The organism is Sporosarcina sp. FSL K6-5500 (genome assembly GCF_038005665.1).
Classification (GTDB): Bacteria; Bacillota; Bacilli; order Bacillales_A; family Planococcaceae; genus Sporosarcina; species Sporosarcina psychrophila.
Map to the genome: position 1 here is coordinate 4,716,910 of NZ_JBBOTP010000001.1, position 16,164 is coordinate 4,733,073.

Annotated in this window: 15 protein-coding genes; 1 reads left to right on the plus strand and 14 read right to left on the minus strand. The window is 38.7% G+C overall.

The window, feature by feature from the left end; all coding sequences use genetic code 11:
• Positions 1-82: 82 nt before the first annotated feature.
• The 8 genes from MKX62_RS22725 to MKX62_RS22760 form a co-directional block, all read right to left on the minus strand.
• On the minus strand, positions 83-1,069 hold the full coding sequence (locus MKX62_RS22725; RefSeq protein ID WP_338656078.1) for an ABC transporter substrate-binding protein: 987 nt from the start codon (positions 1,067-1,069) through the stop codon (positions 83-85).
• Positions 1,070-1,195: 126 nt separating this feature from the next.
• Complete coding sequence (locus MKX62_RS22730; RefSeq protein WP_067210817.1) at positions 1,196-2,179, minus strand: iron-hydroxamate ABC transporter substrate-binding protein; 984 nt, start codon at positions 2,177-2,179, stop codon at positions 1,196-1,198.
• A 102-nt stretch (positions 2,180-2,281) separates the two neighbouring features.
• Positions 2,282-3,301 carry a FecCD family ABC transporter permease gene (locus tag MKX62_RS22735; protein ID WP_421103143.1) on the minus strand — a complete coding sequence of 340 codons (1,020 nt, stop codon included), beginning with the start codon at positions 3,299-3,301 and terminating at the stop codon, positions 2,282-2,284.
• A gap of 14 nt (positions 3,302-3,315) precedes the next feature.
• Positions 3,316-4,371, minus strand: a complete 1,056-nt coding sequence (locus MKX62_RS22740) for a FecCD family ABC transporter permease (RefSeq protein WP_067210820.1) — start codon at positions 4,369-4,371, stop codon at positions 3,316-3,318.
• Between the two features lie 55 nt (positions 4,372-4,426).
• A complete protein-coding gene (locus MKX62_RS22745; RefSeq protein WP_067210822.1) occupies positions 4,427-5,221 on the minus strand; it encodes an ABC transporter ATP-binding protein in 795 nt (264 codons plus the stop codon).
• Between the two features lie 878 nt (positions 5,222-6,099).
• A complete protein-coding gene (locus MKX62_RS22750) occupies positions 6,100-6,324 on the minus strand; it encodes a helix-turn-helix domain-containing protein (RefSeq protein WP_067210825.1) in 225 nt (74 codons plus the stop codon).
• Between the two features lie 10 nt (positions 6,325-6,334).
• Positions 6,335-6,811 carry a DUF2975 domain-containing protein gene (locus tag MKX62_RS22755; RefSeq protein ID WP_067210827.1) on the minus strand — a complete coding sequence of 159 codons (477 nt, stop codon included), beginning with the start codon at positions 6,809-6,811 and terminating at the stop codon, positions 6,335-6,337.
• A 641-nt stretch (positions 6,812-7,452) separates the two neighbouring features.
• On the minus strand, positions 7,453-8,793 hold the full coding sequence (locus tag MKX62_RS22760; RefSeq protein WP_338656071.1) for an aminotransferase-like domain-containing protein: 1,341 nt from the start codon (positions 8,791-8,793) through the stop codon (positions 7,453-7,455).
• 141 nt (positions 8,794-8,934) lie between these two features.
• Here MKX62_RS22760 and MKX62_RS22765 point away from each other — a divergent pair, with 141 nt between their 5' ends.
• Positions 8,935-9,876: a DMT family transporter gene (locus MKX62_RS22765; RefSeq protein ID WP_338656070.1), complete on the plus strand. Its 942-nt coding sequence runs from the start codon at positions 8,935-8,937 to the stop codon at positions 9,874-9,876.
• Between the two features lie 384 nt (positions 9,877-10,260).
• Here MKX62_RS22765 and MKX62_RS22770 read toward each other — a convergent pair whose 3' ends face one another.
• The 6 genes from MKX62_RS22770 to MKX62_RS22795 all read right to left on the minus strand — a co-directional run bounded on the left by MKX62_RS22770 (position 10,261) and on the right by MKX62_RS22795 (position 16,005).
• Positions 10,261-10,953 carry a ribonuclease YeeF family protein gene (locus MKX62_RS22770; protein ID WP_340742426.1) on the minus strand — a complete coding sequence of 231 codons (693 nt, stop codon included), beginning with the start codon at positions 10,951-10,953 and terminating at the stop codon, positions 10,261-10,263.
• 588 nt (positions 10,954-11,541) lie between these two features.
• Entirely contained in the window at positions 11,542-11,979 is a 438-nt protein-coding gene (locus tag MKX62_RS22775) for an SMI1/KNR4 family protein (RefSeq protein WP_067210844.1), read from the minus strand.
• A 4-nt stretch (positions 11,980-11,983) separates the two neighbouring features.
• On the minus strand, positions 11,984-12,256 hold the full coding sequence (locus MKX62_RS22780; protein ID WP_340742427.1) for a hypothetical protein: 273 nt from the start codon (positions 12,254-12,256) through the stop codon (positions 11,984-11,986).
• Positions 12,257-12,764: 508 nt separating this feature from the next.
• On the minus strand, positions 12,765-13,265 hold the full coding sequence (locus MKX62_RS22785) for an immunity protein YezG family protein (protein ID WP_067213999.1): 501 nt from the start codon (positions 13,263-13,265) through the stop codon (positions 12,765-12,767).
• 288 nt (positions 13,266-13,553) lie between these two features.
• On the minus strand, positions 13,554-14,690 hold the full coding sequence (locus MKX62_RS22790) for an ankyrin repeat domain-containing protein (RefSeq protein WP_067210848.1): 1,137 nt from the start codon (positions 14,688-14,690) through the stop codon (positions 13,554-13,556).
• A gap of 7 nt (positions 14,691-14,697) precedes the next feature.
• Positions 14,698-16,005 (minus strand): T7SS effector LXG polymorphic toxin, encoded by a 1,308-nt coding sequence (locus tag MKX62_RS22795; RefSeq protein ID WP_340742428.1) that lies wholly within the window; start codon positions 16,003-16,005, stop codon positions 14,698-14,700.
• Positions 16,006-16,164 lie beyond the last annotated feature (159 nt).

Here is a 16,164-nt window from a genome sequence, read left to right on the forward strand (position 1 = left end):
CATCAACTATTCACTTGGTGAAAATGTTAAGAGGCTAGGTCTGACAGCACCCCCCATTCAGAACTAGCCTCCCCTTTATGAATTATTTTTCTTTTTGTTTCTTTTCAACAAGCATATCCGCTACTTCTTCCGCTTGCGCTAACACGGCAATCGGATCATATGGCCAAAACCGTTTTCCATCAAGATAGAAAACATTATTCTTTTTGACTGCATCTACAGATTCCCAAACAGGATCCTCTTTATCTAACGTACCACCATGTGATTGATCGAAAAAGATATAGTCACCAGCATAATCAGTCAGTACTTCAAAGGAAACTTGTTTGAATGTCTCCCCAGCATCTATTAACTCTGTTTTAATACGCTCCTGCGGAGTTAACTGAAGATGTTTGTAGATTGCTTGTCCACCTCGATAAATACCATCACCATAGATGTACGAGTCTTTACCGAATGCACCGAAGATAGAAACTGTTTCTCCCTCTCCCATTACCGCCTTGACTTTATCTCTTTGTTGTTGAATTTTCTCATCAAAAGAAGTCAGCCATTCTTCTGCTTCTTTGCTTTTGCCTAGCATCTCCCCAATTGCTCTTACTTCCTCGTAAGCATCGCTATATGTTTCGTAGGGAATAATCACAGTAGGTGCCATTTTGGAAAATTTCTCAAATGTGCTTTTTTCAGAATCCGCACTAATAATCAAATCTGGATTTAAACCCAATATTGTTTCCACAGCACTCTCACCGGTACTCTCAATACCAGTTATCAAATCCTGTATATGTACGTTCTCAAGATCTGTTTTTGTTGCACCAACAGGTTTTTCTCCAAGGATAAGTAGTGTAGGTAAATAGCTATCTACAACAATTCGTTTTGCGTTTGCCGGTATCTCAATATCGCCGTGAATTGTTTTAACAATTCTTGTTTCTGGTTGTTCACTTTCAGCCTTATCTTTCTTTGCTTCTTCCGTACCTTTCTTAGTATCAGATGTTTGACTGCTCGAACTTCCACAAGCAGCAATCATTATAGTAAGTATAACGAGTAATAGACTAAAGATAAGTTGAGCTTTATTCTTAAACATTGATATCCTCCTTATTGATAACGATTTTCATTCTCAATGACATATAAAAAAATATAGCCAACTACGTCAATTTTAACGTGTTATTGTTTAAAATTGGAGTTGATTATATTCTCTTCTATACGAGTTTTACTTGGTAAGTGATTCTACAACACCATCAATAATTTGAGTATTAGCAATCGGTCCTGAATATAACCAGCTAGTCTCAGCGGCATATTCATAAATATGTCCATTTTTCACGGCCGGTATATTTTTCCATACTGGATCCAGTAACATTTCTGCGCCATTTCCTTTATCACTATTAATCAAGAAGATATGATCTGCATCTAGTTCAGCTAATCGTTCTAAGGAAATCTCCGACCAATTTCCTGTAGCGGTGCTTGAAATTTCTTTGACCACATTTGGAGTTGAAAGACCAAGATCACCGTATAAGACAGCTCCACTGGATACATTTTCGCTAACTATAAAGAATGTATTATTAACGAGCCAAACAGCTGCAGCTGATTCAGAGCCAATCGAATCCTGTATAATCTTCTTTGAGTCCGTTGCTTTTTTCTCATATTCTTCTAATACCTGTTTTGCTTCATCCGTTTTCTCGAAAATCTCACCTACTTTTAATAATTTTTCGCGCCAATCACTGTTATTCTCTACTTCAAGCACATATGTAGGCGCAATTTTTGAATACTGCTCGTATTTCCCCCCCTCCACTGCTTCCGCAGAGCTCATAACGAGTAAATCCGGAGAAAAGCTTGTCACGACTTCAAATGGAAGGTCATATGGAATTGTCGGTACGTCTTTTAAATAGTCTTGTAAATAATTTTGAATCGATGCGCCGTCATTTACTGTCCACTGTGCAAGAGGCGTAATATCGAGTGCTACTAAATTATCTTCTAAATAAGAAGCAATAATACGCTCAGGTTTTGCAGGTATTGTCACTTCATGCCCCATTGCATCTGTTAGTATTCGTTCTGTTGAAAGCTCTTCCGCTGCCTGTTCTGTTTTGGTATCTTTGGTTTTGGCACCATTTTCACTAGTGTCGCCACACCCAACTAAAGTTAGTGATAGTGCTAGAAAACTAGACATGATTACAGTTCTTTTTTTATTAGTTAACATCGATTCATTCTCCTACTATTCGTTTTTTTATCAAAGAAATAACAATTCTATAGAGTACAATAACTTCATAAGGATTTTTACACAGACGATGGCTCAGATACATCAATCTTTCAAGCGTGACAATAGGTAAAGGAAGTACGGTGCCCCAATAACAGCGACGACAATTCCTGCTGGTATCTCTGATGGCTGTAGTATCCAACGACCAAGTGTATCCGCAACAAGGACTAACAACCCCCCGGTCAAAGCTGCAGCTGGTATTAAAAATTGATGTCTAGATCCGACTAATTGACGTGCCAAATGAGGACCAATCAGCCCTACAAATCCGATACCACCACTAACTGACACGCTAGCTCCCGCTAATCCAACAGCTGCAGCAAGTAATATACGCCGCTCTTTTTCAATCGAGGCACCTAAGCCAGCTGCTGTTAAATCTCCTAAATTTAGTACGTTTAATACACGTGCTTTCGAAAATACAAATGGTATTAAAACGAGGATCCAGGGCAACAAGGACAGCACAAATTTCCAATTTGACCCCCAAATACTGCCCGCTAACCAAGTAGCAACAAATTGATAATTCTCTGGACTTAAGCGCAGTGTTAAAACAATCATGACCGAACTAATACCGGCCGCTACTGCCACACCCGTGAGCAGTAGCCGCATAGGTGAAATTCCCTCATGTCGTTTATAAGCTAACGAATAAATGATCACCGCTGTTATTCCTGCTCCTAAAAACGCTAAAACAGGAAGTAAAAAGACAGGTGTAGCTGTAGTTGATGGGAAAAATGATATAAATAGCATGACAGCTAGCCCAGCACCTGCGTTAATCCCCAATATGCCCGGATCCGCCAAAGCATTACGGGATATCCCTTGTAGCACACAGCCCGAAACTGCTAGTCCCATCCCTACCAATACTGCAATAACTATACGAGGTAATCGAAATTCAAATAGAATGAGGTGTTGCTTCTCCGTTCCAAACCCAAACAACGTTCGGATCACTTCAAACGGTGTCAATTTAATAAAACCGGTATTCATGCTAATCATGAAAGCAACGACAATGAGTAATCCAAGAACACCGATAATCATCAGATTTTTAGTTTTTGCCCGATGTTGGTTCTTTGTCATATTAATCTTTTCTTTCATAGTTCTTTTCCTCCTTTTCGTGCAAGATACAGGAAGAACGGAACCCCAATTAAAGCAATCAATGCGCCAATTGGTGTTTCATATGGAGGATTAATCATTCGTGCTCCGAGATCCGCCAAAACTACTAAAAGACCACCCAACACAATTGAACAAGGAATAATCCAACGATAATCATGACCAACTAGAAAACGAGTAAGATGAGGAACGATTAATCCAACAAAACCAACTGCCCCTACTACAGAAACAGCAGCTCCAGCTAGGATTAGCACAATAATCATCCCAACTAGTTTAATCGTCTTTGTTCGTTGTCCTAGTCCAATTGCTACTTCTTCTCCAAGGCTTAAGAGTGTGATTGAACGTGAAAGAATCAGTGCACCGATCATTGCAACGATAATCCATGGGGTCATGATTTGGAGATGAACCCATTTCGTTCCCGATACACCGCCAGCATACCAAAAGGCTAAATCTTGCCCAATACGGAAATAAAGGGCAACTCCTTCGCTAAGTGCTCCTAACAATGCGCTTACTGCAGCCCCAGCAAGGACAAGTCGCATTGGAGTCAAACCGCCTCGTGACATCGAGCCGACTCCATACACGATTCCAACACCTAGACCAGCACCTAAAAAGGAATACATGATTAAGTACATATATGGTAGGCCGGGCAAAAAAGCAAAACAAAGTGCCAGCATAAATGCAGCACCTGCATTTAAGCCCAAAAGACCGGAATCCGCTAGTGGATTCCGAGTCATCCCCTGCATAAGTGCACCAGCTACAGCAAAACATGATCCAACCATTGCAGCACCAAGAACGCGCGGCATGCGTATTTCTCGAATAATTTGATGCTGTGTTAGATCAGGATCAAAATGAAACACAGCCGTCCAAACAGTTGCTAACTTAATGTCTGCAGCTCCAAATGAAATGGATAGACCAATTGCAACAAGTAATGCAAACATACCTCCGAATAAAACAACAACAGCCACAATTGGATGTGAGTGTTTCTTAATTTCTGTTAGCTTTTCTATCTCGGCAGAAACCTCTGCTGAAGCAGACATACATTTTCCTCCCCAAAACGAACTTACAAACGGCATACCTCATTGAGAAAAAGGTTTACCGTTCCTTCTGACACAATTGATACGATAGACAAATTGGATTTTCACTAAATGGACAAGTTGTAATCCTGGCGTCTATGTTAAATACAAGCTGTAAATTAGCACAAGTCATCACCTCTTCTGGTGTCCCCTCTTTTACTAATGTGCCATCTTTCATGGCAATCAAATAATCAGAAAAACGGGATGCATGATTCAAATCGTGAAGAACCATGACAATTGTCCGGCCTTCCTCCTCATTAAGTCGCTGTAGGAGAAGTAAGATATCGAGTTGATGCGCTAAATCTAAATATGTAGTCGGTTCGTCGAGAATTAGAATTTCAGTGTCCTGCGCAAGCGCCATCGCAATCCACACGCGTTGCCTTTGTCCACCTGATAATGCTTCAACAGGGCGATCCTTAAACTCATTTAATCCGGTTACTTCAATTGCCCAGTAAATATACTCATAATCTTCCTTCTTTAATGAACCAAAGCCACTTTGGTGCGGGAAACGGCCATAGGAAACCAATTCAAATACAGTAAGTCCCCCTGGAGCGTTAGCTGACTGTGGCAAAATCGCCATCTTCTTGGCTACTTCTTTCGTTTCTAACTGATGGATTGCACGTCCATCAAGATAGACCGCACCGCTTTTCGTTTTCAATACGCGCGAAATCGCTTTCAATAAAGTAGATTTCCCACAGCCATTCGGACCAATGATCGTAGTTATCTTTTTTTCAGGAATAGACACACTTAATTCATCAATTATTAGTGTGCTTGAATAACCAATCGCAACTTGATCTACTGTAATAGCTGACATTTTCAGTACTTCCTTTCTATATGTAATCGTATCGATTGATTAAGGTTTCTTTCCTTCTTTTACTTTTCTAAGGATTAGTTATACGTTAAATTTAATTGATAACGATTATCACTCTCATTTATATACTAGATACTTTTTAGAAGATTGTCAACAGCTTACAGAAGTTAAAGTGAGATTAGTTTTTTTGTGCAGTATTTGATTGTAGTGGACCTTCAATAATCGCATCGTTACGGGAGGTGGAGGGCAACGTTGATTGTCTTAAATTTGGATTTTTTTATAAATGAATACGGCGTATGCGCTTTACAAGGACTTTTGGGAGATCACTGAAAAAATCCCGATACTGAGAACTAATTAGAATTCCCGCCAATACCGCTTGGACGCTTTGTGGATGCCTCCCGCGATAAGCCAGAAAGAAGACCCCTTTCAGTCTTATCGCTCCGGCTACCACGAAGTCGCGCCTTCGCTGGATGGGTCTATGTGAGAAAGTGCATTTCATAATTTGTGATGAGCTCTGCAACCTGGAGTGCGTCTTTCTTGAATATAATTAATAACAACTAGTAATCACCTTATAATCTCAGCATGTACATCTCAAAATCACATTTCTCTCGATAATGAACACCCTAGCGAAGGCGCGGTAAAGACATCCCAAAGCGCAAAGCGTTCTACAATCCACACCCCGAATTACAACTCTCTCCTTATTGAGCGCCACAGCTTCAATGGGATTCTTTAATTCAACATATATAGTATATTTTCTTTAATATAAATAAGGATAACCTTGCCGATATAGCAAGGTTATCCTTATTTAAAATATATGCAATTACCATCAATTCGTCTATATGACGGTGACAGCGGGAGTCCTCCAGCGTCCAGAGGCTCTATCAATTAAGCATCGTGTCTTCATCACTTTTGTATTCTAAAACATCACCAGGCTGACAGTCTAAAGCTTTACAAATCGCCTCTAAAGTGGATAGTCGAACCGCCTTTGCCTTTCCATTTTTCAATATAGAGAGATTAGCCATGGTTATTCCAACCCTCTCCGAAAGTTCTGTAACGCTCATTTTCCTTTTAGCCAGCATCACATCAATATTAATTATAATTGCCATTGTTATCACCTCAGACTATTAAGTCATTTTCCGATTTTATATCAATCGCTTCTTGTAAAAGTCTTTGAAGAACAGCAGCGAATACTGCGATTACCATTGAAGCAAAGATAGGAACCATTCCTATTATTATGAGACCTGGAGCATCGTCTAGATCCGCTATAAGATAAACAAATGGGATAATTACAACATACAAACCACTGATTGACATTGCACAAAACTTGATTTTTTTCAGAGATTTGACAGACAGTTCAGAGAAAGATTGGTTCTTGTCAATATAGCTTAAAAGTTTAAATGCCTGATACAATGCAAAGAAAAACGGGATAACTGATACATACATGCCTATTAAAATGGGATATAGTATGTGGGCATAGTCTGGATCTACTGGATTATTAGTTAACCAAGGTAACCCGAATATGCACAAAGCAAGAACTGGGATTCCAATAAGAAATACAGCTATCTTTAAAAAGAGTGTTGAACCTTGTTTCATAAAAAAACACCTCACTTATTTATTATTAATTTTATTTTAGCACATATTTTATCGTTTAACAATAAATTATTATCATTTATTACCACATTTTTATCGTTGTATGGATATCCTTTTAATTTTAGACATAGATAAAAAGCATTTTTCATTACAAAGAAATGCTTTATAACTTAATGTATTCAATTTATAACTTGTTCAATCCAGTTGCCGCAAGAAACAAAAATGGATTTTACATTTTCTCTCGCTCATAAGTATCTTCCATATAGATCATTTTTAATTACTATATCTGTATATGCGCCTTGCTAATTTTCAACCATTACAAAATCGATATCCTGTAGTTTCAACTAACTTTTCTCGATACCAATCATGGGTTGTTTAGATAACATGAAGCATGTGTAGCAATCCCTCATATGTCTACTGTGTATATAACGTAAGCGTAAAATATAATCCACACCTATTTGGAAGTAGCTGATCAAAACATTAATATCTTCTGTATCTACATTGGCTAGTTGTTCAAACAGAATTGTGAGTTATGTAAAAAGGTCATGGAAAAATATCCTTAATCTCTTTTTGGTTCTGATAGAAAAAGGTATTAAGTTATGAAACAGCTTTGAATTGAATCATACGTTGACTCCTTAATTGGCTCATTGGAAGTAATGATTTGAACTTCTTAATTGTTCAGCAATGAGTTGTATGCCTCCGTCAATCCAGTCAACATGTAGATTGGAAACATTCAGTTTTAAAATTCTGTCGACATAACTTCCTTCTAAGTAATTCCCGTTCACAGCTTCGATTAAGACATTATTTTTGCGGCAATCCTCAATTAAAGAACCCAAATTGATATTCGGAGGAACTTTTAGACTAGTGTGCATCACTAGTTCAGCGGCTTTTTTAATTTCGGGTAAGTGATTTTCTAGTGCCTCTTGTAAGACTTTAGCGCGCCCGATATAAGCCTTGCTCACCTTCTCTTGGTAATGAGCAAACATGCCGCTTTTAAGGTAAAGAGCTAGCGCTGCCTGTGAGACCATAGAGCTGTCAATGTCAGTTGTATTCTTGAACTTCTGAAATACAGGGACCAATTGAGAGGGTAAGACAACGAGGCCAAGACGCAAGCCAGGAAACATGATTTTGGAGAAGCTTTTTAAGTAAATGACCATTTCTTCAGCATCAAAAGCATAAAGCGGATCTCTGCGCTGACGGTATTCAAAGTCAGCCAAGTAATCATCCTCCACCAGATAGACGTTGTATGTTTTTGCGAGTTTGACAATCGCCTTTATCGTCGCAGTATCATAGGAACACCCCAAAGGATTGTGAAATCTTGGCATGGTATAGAAGAATTTAATATCCCCTTGCTGAAATATCCGTTCCAGTTCTTCTAAGTCTATTCCTTCTGTATTGCGTTTGATTCCCTTTACTGACAAATTGTAGGTTTGAAGTTGCTGAAGATAGAGGTGATAGGTTGGCTCTTCAACCAGAATTGTTGATCCTCCGTTAGGAAAGGGCATCATACTTAATATGAATAGTGCTTGCTGAATACCAGAAGTTATGAATAACTGGGACGGTTTGCTGAATACCTGATAATCCTCTAAAAGCTTTCTGCCTTCGTTCAGTAAGGCTGGCATTCCCTGAGGTGTCCCATAGTTAAATAATTCTTCCTGATATGTATCAATCGCTTTATTAATGCAGTGTTGGAAATCTTGAAATGGGAAAGCATGCCACGTTGGAGTAGCTGTCGCAAAATCATAGGCATAATTCATTTTTGGTTCTACCATTTTTAGATGATCCATCACGTAATATCCACTTTTCGGAACAGCGTATACCAGGTGTTGCTGTTCTAACATTTGTAGTGCAGCAATAATCGTTGTTTTATTTACACCCAAACGTTCGCTGAGGGACCGAATAGAAGATATTTTCTGACCTGCCTGCAACTGTTCCGTTTCAATTTGTTCTTTTAGCATTTGGTAAACAAGCATGTACTTTCTCATCTACCTGACCTCCTTATTCAATCCACTTGGAACTTTTCCTCATTATACCCTTTTACTGTACCGGTACAGTTACATTTTTTTTCGAAACTTCGGTATAGGAATACCTATATGCTTAACCTAATGAAGAAAAGGAGGGAAACCATGCATCCCAAGACATTGATAGCAGCTATTTCATTTTCAATTATTATAGGTTTATCTTTCTTGTTTGTTAAGTGGACATTAAGCACAGCGTCCCCACTTGAAACTTTAACCCACCGCTTCACGATTGCCTGGGTCGGTGCAAGCCTTATTTTGCTTTTTCAAAAAAGACGGATACGGATTCAGAAGCAGCATCTTTCCTTGTTTCTCATGATTGCCTTGTTGTATCCAGTATTGTTTTTCGGATTTCAAGTATATGGGCTCAGCTATATATCTTCTTCCCAGGCTGGAATTTTTCAAGCGATTGTACCCATATTCACTTTGATACTTGCTAGCCTATTATTGAAGGAATCTTCGACAAGTAAACAAAAATTGGGCATTGCTTTTTCTGTCGTAGGCGTCGTATATCTGATGATTAATATGAATGGAGAACAAGGACTCACTAATTTTTGGGGAAGTCTCCTAATTATTTTTTCGTCTCTTTCCATCGCCTTTTACCATGTGCTTGTCCGCAAGTTAACAAAGCACTACACACCTTTTCAGCTTACCTATATCATCACATTGTTTGGATTTGTTTTCTTTAATGCATTTTCCCTTGGAAGCCGGATATTGAATGGTTCTGTAGAAAGTTATTTTGAATCGTTTGCTTCCCGAGAGTTTATGCTCAGTATTCTATATTTAAGCCTGCTTTCATCTTTGTTGACGTCATTTCTCTCAAACTATGTGTTAGCTAAAATTCCAGCAGTGCAAATGAGCATTTTTAGTAATTTGGCCACACTCATCACAGTTTTAGCAGGGGTGGTCTTTCTTCAAGAGGCGTTCCTCCTCCACCATTTTATTGGAGCATTTCTGATTTTACTTGGCATTTACTTTGTTAACTTTTCAAGAAAATCCAAACAGATCAAAGAGGGTAATGTATGCCTATCAAAAGACTCAGAGATTTAGTAAGTTCACGCACTTCCCTATACTGCACTTCAAATACGATGAGTACATTCGGAAAGATACAGATTTAACAGAAGTCGAGTGGTTTCAAAGCTGTTACGGCTTAGGCAAATGGTGGATTATTGGTTTCTTTTATTGATAGTCCTGAGTTACCGGTTCTTTCAAAACAAATTTCAAAGACCATACAAACGGAAACTTTTTATAAATTTAATAGAAAATCGTTCGCACATCGAGGGTGAATATGAACGCTCTATAATTTTTCATAGGTATGTTCTATCTCAAAATCCATAGAATTTTGGTCGACATAAGGAATTCCTCTCCCGTAAATGCAACTCTTTCAAGTGTCTGGAAGGCTCCTGCTTTGATTTCCGTACCGATCAGATTATTCTAATCACTGTTCAGTGTAATTGCCGCCCACTGTTTAGACTCAAAATGGACGCCGGTGAGCCCACCCTTGAAGAGACTTTCGATATCGGCAAGCCATGTCTCCATGATGGAAAGGTCATTCTCTATCGTCATTAAAGCCCCCGTCTGGTTCGCATCAAATTCATACAAATCGACAATCGTAATATCCCGTTTCCTCCGTGCATCCAGAACCCCTTCCTGCACATCACTATCATTCAGATGTGGAAGGGCAACGATATCGGCGACCTGATTCATAATGTCATTCGCTTCGTCGGTGAGACTGCTTGTCAGTCTAGAAATTACCGTAAGTCCTTCTTCAACTTCTCCTTCAAGGAACGTTTGACGGATGAACCCGTTCGCATTCGGCTCCAGCGCATAGAGTGCGGAATCCATTTGGGTCAGGACATTTCCGTAATTGCTTTTAAACGTCATGAAAAACTGTAAAAACGGCAGGTGACACTCCGCATAAAATGCGCGAATTGCACCACCATCTTGCCCTTTAAGGGAGTCTTCCAGCGCAACGAGTCCTTCGACTGCGGTCTCGATTGCTTTCATTTCATTTTCCAAACGATTTAGCATGGTATTATTCCTCCGCAAGCCATCGTGGAATGGGCTGATATTTACTACTTTCATAGCGCCATCGGTATATATGAAAAAGGAACCTATCAAATACATAAATCTGTATCTTGACTTTGATAGGTTCCAAGGAGTTTTTATTGTTGAATTTCTTATGAAGTTTAGTAAAGCCTACATTATTTTATATGGAAATTTTTGTAGTTACATCCAGTTCATTTTTCCATATTTACACTATCCTTGTAATTACATGGACTACAATCACCGGAAAAAACATGATTATTATAAAGTTTCACAATTGAATGATTGACAGGTACCTGATGCTGATTAACCACATTTCAGGTGAAGTCATGTCGACAAATCTCCTTTGATAGTTTGTTTCATATTCTCTAGTTCTTTGTTGGTCGCCGGCTTTCTACGTGTGTCTCCATATTCCTCTTCATTTTTTTGTATTCTGGACAACAATTTTTACCACAAAACTAAAACCTCCTACTAGATTATTTGCCTGGAGGATAAATATCACCTATAGCTAAATTCATAAGTTTGCTAACCTTCATAGAATTTAGGTTAAAACATGTAAGTATTTTAACCATAAAAACCTATGTAAATAAAAGACCTTGAAAGGTACTTAGCCTATCCAGGTTAACATTAACATATTCTTTTTTTCAAATACTTCCCTACTTTATAAGCCTACTCCTCAATTAAATCTATATAATATTCATTATCGTTGGGAAATTTCTTGAAGAAATCCTCTAGCGACTCGGCTATTTGAATATCAAAATAAAATACCGGATTATTTACTATTTGCAAATCTAATGATATATATACACCTTCGTTTACTTCAAAGAAAATAAGTTTATCTTCATCATCATAAAGTTCATCGAGATCTGGGTCAAATTCAAAAATACCTTCTCTTAGTCTAAAATCTGCTGCAGTCCCTGGTCCAAGTATCCTATTTATCGCATTTGTACTTTGACCTTTAATAAAACCATAACCAACTTCTAAATATAATTGTTTTAAATCATTTGGGAAACTGATACCCATCCTATGCTCAGCTTTTAAAATATCATCTTCAGGTACCTTATAGGTTTTATTTTCTAAATCATTTATAAGTTCGAATTCCGCCATATATTTACCTCCTTGGGAATAGTTTTCCTGATGGTGCTCCTTTTCCATGTCTGGGGTCGATTTCCGTACCTTCGAGATTGGCCTGATCACTGTTCTCTACTTCCACTAAAAACGTAGAGGTTTGTTGATCGACGGCTGTTTTCAATCCACTTTTCAGTGTAATTGTCGCCCACTGTTTAGACACAAAATGGACGCAGGTGAGCCCTTCCTTGAAGAGTCTTCCGATATCTTCAAGCCATGTCTCCATGATGGAAAGGTCATTCTCTATCGTTATCAAAGCCCTCGTCTGGTTCGCATCAAAGTAAGCGCCAAATACTCCCCACCTTCTAACCTCTTTAGTGTTATGTGATAATCACATTAACATCAATGGTTAGGAGGTTTTTTCATGACAAGAGACGAACGGCGAGCCATGTGGCAGGTGCGGATTGACACATTTAAAGCGAGTGGTGAGTCCAGCGTCACGGCCTGGTGTGCTACAAATGATATCAGTGTCCAAAGTATATGCATGGCTTAAAAAAGAAGGGCATAAAACAGATACAGTAAGCACAGCTCATTTGATTAGGGGTTTCCGCTTTTTGAGCGAGTGTATCAAATGAAATCCACTCACAAGGGGATGTTGGCTGTGAAGTTCAATACCTTCTTTGCCGTCCGAATAAAGAGGTAAATATACTTTTCGACACGATTAAAGAAAATACCTTTAGGGTTGGGGAAGGCTGCGAAATGTGAGTTCAATATGAAAAAATCTTGACTGAGCGGTTAATATTCGTTCAATCAAGATTTTTTAATTATTGTTCGTTATCGTTTTCATTCTCTTTTTCTTCAATTGATTGTAAATACTTCCTTAAGAATTCTTGGTCGTCTTCATCCTCAGGTATACGCCCTAGGTACTTATACTTCCAAATAATTCGCCTTTCATAATCATCTGCTTCCGATAAATCCTCGTAGTCATAGTCAATCTTTAATTTACCTTCACCGTTAAAAATAAATGTGAGATTTGTCCAAGGTTCCTGGTTATTATTTTTAAATTCATACCAAAGTTTTTCTAAACCTTCTAGTAGTTTATACCACAAATCATCATAGACCTCTTCCCCTATATCAAAAAGCTGCGAGATATTATGGCTATGAATTGGAGAATCGTCGTTTTCTGGATAATAATAGAAGTATGCTTTACGTACATCTTCGTTTATTTCACCATATACAAATACTTTTGACCACTCTTCTGGGATCGTTTCGACCACTGTTTGAGCAATATCTTGGTAAATACTACTCAACTTATTTTCATCCATCATTATTTACCTCCTGGTTTATTTTTCAAGTCTGCAAACTCCCAGTCTTTATTCCCAATCTTATACCCTATTTTAAAACTATGAAGCCAACTTCATTCCTCCTCTGATGGATACCACGGATGCACAGACTCTACTGTTTTATCATGTGCCATATTTCTACCCACTTTACCTCCCCTGTATATACGTTTTTCCCCATGCAAAAACACCATCGACAAATGTACTTTTAAAAAATGTGACATTTATCAATGGTGTTTTATGTCACCTCAGTAATTCAGCATAGTCCAAGCATTATCCTTCCAAACCAACATTTTTTCTGTTTATATCAAGCACATCTGAAATACCAAACTCATCGAATTTCCCCATTAAAAAGTCATGCCCATTGTGTAATGCGATCTCTCTTTCTTCTTCATAAATAGGGAGTAACGTATAAAAATTAATTATTCTATTTTCCGTATCTAAAATACTACCCATATCTTCAGATTCACTTACCAAAATACATGATAACGCTGTAGTGGCTGCAAATGGCATTGGCGGTTCCCCATTTGGAAGAATAACCCCTTCACCTAACCAACCATCATATTTATGCGGAATGTGCGCAACCATTCTCAGCCACTTCAAAGGCCAATAATGATCTTTGTTCTTCATTTCCTCTTTACTGATTGGCGAATTTGCAGGTAATTTCAGGACTAATTCGGCGTACTTAAATTCCTCACTGCCTTCTGAATCATCCATTGCAACATCACTCATCCCAGTTGTCACAAGAGTTATATAATCATGTTCTTTCGATGGCAGTATCACTTGAACATTAACCGCTACCTTACTGCCAGGGATGATTTCACTGATTGTGTGATCAATAGGGCCAAACTGTTCAGTTATATAATCTAAAATCTCCGTTGTTTCATATTGCCTAGTATCCTTATATTCTTCTTTTTTATCGGGATCCAATAAATCAGCAATTACCTTTTGCCCACGTTCATGCGCAAATGCTAATGCACCCATATTTTTCATAGATTCTCCTGTGTACTTCACATGAATATCAATTCCATTTTCAATCAGAAGTTTTACAATATCTATATGTCCACCCAGAATTGCAGAAAATAAAGGATTCCTTTCTGGTTCGCTCACATCCAATTCAGCCCCACAGGACAATAAATATCTCACAATTTCAATGTGTCCATCTGAAGCCGCTTCATTAATTGCTCCACCACCAAGTATAGCACCGCGCCTATTTATGTCAGCACCTAACTCTATAAGTTTCTTGACTATTTCAAGCTTTCCATGTGTGGCTGCTACATGAAGAAAAGTTCCAAATGTTGTCACCAAATTCAAGAGTTCCATATCTGAACCAATTAACTCGACTACTCGTTCGACATTATTTTGCTTGATAGCTGTACGTATTTCTTTAGCTAGTTGTATAATTTCCATATTCCCACTATCTCCTTTGAGCGGCTATACGACCTAATCGTTCAAGTATTTGAACGATATCATCCCGGTCACCGCCACTATTTTCCACTTCTTTAATCTTATCTACAACATTTCGAAGTGCCGTAATATCATGTTGACCTTTTATATTTGGTGCCCAAGTCAAATTTTCAAGGCCGTAAATTGGGTCTATATCATATTCTCTTAATATTTCTTGTCCTTCCTTAACAAGCTCTTGTTGAGCTTTTCCATTACCTCTCTTAAATAGAATGTGATGTGCGTGGTGATTCTTCATTTCTTCTGGTGGATCATCTTTGTGTTTTTTCAAGAATTTACCGAAGTCGAAGTTATCGATGTTAACATCTTTGTCAGCATCGATAGTATCAATAGTTTCTCCATTATTACTCGATGCACCTTTACCCTTACCAGTAACATTTTCAACTTTCTTAGGACTTATCCACTTCACAATTGAAGATTTTCTAACAAGTCTAATACCCGCGTTACCCGCTTTTATCGCTGGCCCAAAAGGGGTAATCGAGGCCATGGACAGTCCCTTGGCCACATAGGAACTATCGGGATCCGTGATTGTTTTTAAGTCATCCAGGATTAAGAAGTTTGCTACTCCCAACCCGGCTTTATCAATGAGGCTCAGTTCTTTGGGGCCGTAATCCTTTGATACACGAACGAGTCCTTGGTTCATCATGATGTATTCGCCTGTATGGGGATCGATTGGGTAGTCATTCACAGGATTACCCACATGTTGTTCTTTTTCCATTGCGGCATAGAGTGCCTTCAATTGCTCATCTTCAGAAGTATTCGCCCCTACTAGATTGCCAAGTTCATCACCAGATACTTGTCCCCCATTTACGCCGTCCATCCCGGCAGTCCGTTGTGCTAAATCTGTCTGAAGTGTATTTTTCGCCGACAATGCTGCCCATTTATCCATTGGGAAGTCAATGGCCGTCACACCGTCAGTGAACAATCCTTCGATATCAGAAATCCATGTTTCCATCGTCTTCAGGTCATTCTCTATCGTTATTAAAGCCCTCGTCTGGTTCGCATCAAATTCATACAAATCGGCAATCGTATGATCCCGTTTCCTCCGTGCATCCCGAACCCCTTCCTGCACATCACTATCATTCAGATGTGGAAGGGCAACGATATCGGCGACCTGATTCATAATGTCGTTCGCTTCGTCGGTGAGACTGCTTGTCAGTTGTGAAATTTCTGTAAGTCCGGCTTCAACTTCTCCTTCAAGGAATGTTTCACGGATGAACCCGTTCGCATCCGGTTCAAGTGCATCGAGTGCGTAATCCATTTATTGCAACTTTGCTTTTCTAATTGCATTTCACAAAAAGCCGCACACGGAATCGAAATTCTGTGTGCGGCTTGATTTTATTTATCCGCTAACAAGGCACCTAGTACTAACACAATTCGAAATTGTATCAGTTCCAGCATTTAAATTGCTTTGATTAAA

Coding starts and splice junctions, on each gene's coding strand:
- MKX62_RS22725 (WP_338656078.1), bottom strand. CDS start 1,069: ATGTTTAAGAATAAAGCTCAACTTATCTTTAGTCTATTACTCGTTATA.
- MKX62_RS22730 (WP_067210817.1), bottom strand. CDS start 2,179: ATGTTAACTAATAAAAAAAGAACTGTAATCATGTCTAGTTTTCTAGCA.
- MKX62_RS22735 (WP_421103143.1), bottom strand. CDS start 3,301: ATGACAAAGAACCAACATCGGGCAAAAACTAAAAATCTGATGATTATC.
- MKX62_RS22740 (WP_067210820.1), bottom strand. CDS start 4,371: ATGTCTGCTTCAGCAGAGGTTTCTGCCGAGATAGAAAAGCTAACAGAA.
- MKX62_RS22745 (WP_067210822.1), bottom strand. CDS start 5,221: ATGTCAGCTATTACAGTAGATCAAGTTGCGATTGGTTATTCAAGCACA.
- MKX62_RS22750 (WP_067210825.1), bottom strand. CDS start 6,324: ATGGCAATTATAATTAATATTGATGTGATGCTGGCTAAAAGGAAAATG.
- MKX62_RS22755 (WP_067210827.1), bottom strand. CDS start 6,811: ATGAAACAAGGTTCAACACTCTTTTTAAAGATAGCTGTATTTCTTATT.
- MKX62_RS22760 (WP_338656071.1), bottom strand. CDS start 8,793: ATGAGAAAGTACATGCTTGTTTACCAAATGCTAAAAGAACAAATTGAA.
- MKX62_RS22765 (WP_338656070.1), top strand. CDS start 8,935: ATGCATCCCAAGACATTGATAGCAGCTATTTCATTTTCAATTATTATA.
- MKX62_RS22770 (WP_340742426.1), bottom strand. CDS start 10,953: ATGTATTTGATAGGTTCCTTTTTCATATATACCGATGGCGCTATGAAA.
- MKX62_RS22775 (WP_067210844.1), bottom strand. CDS start 11,979: ATGGCGGAATTCGAACTTATAAATGATTTAGAAAATAAAACCTATAAG.
- MKX62_RS22785 (WP_067213999.1), bottom strand. CDS start 13,265: ATGGATGAAAATAAGTTGAGTAGTATTTACCAAGATATTGCTCAAACA.
- MKX62_RS22790 (WP_067210848.1), bottom strand. CDS start 14,690: ATGGAAATTATACAACTAGCTAAAGAAATACGTACAGCTATCAAGCAA.
- MKX62_RS22795 (WP_340742428.1), bottom strand. CDS start 16,005: ATGGATTACGCACTCGATGCACTTGAACCGGATGCGAACGGGTTCATC.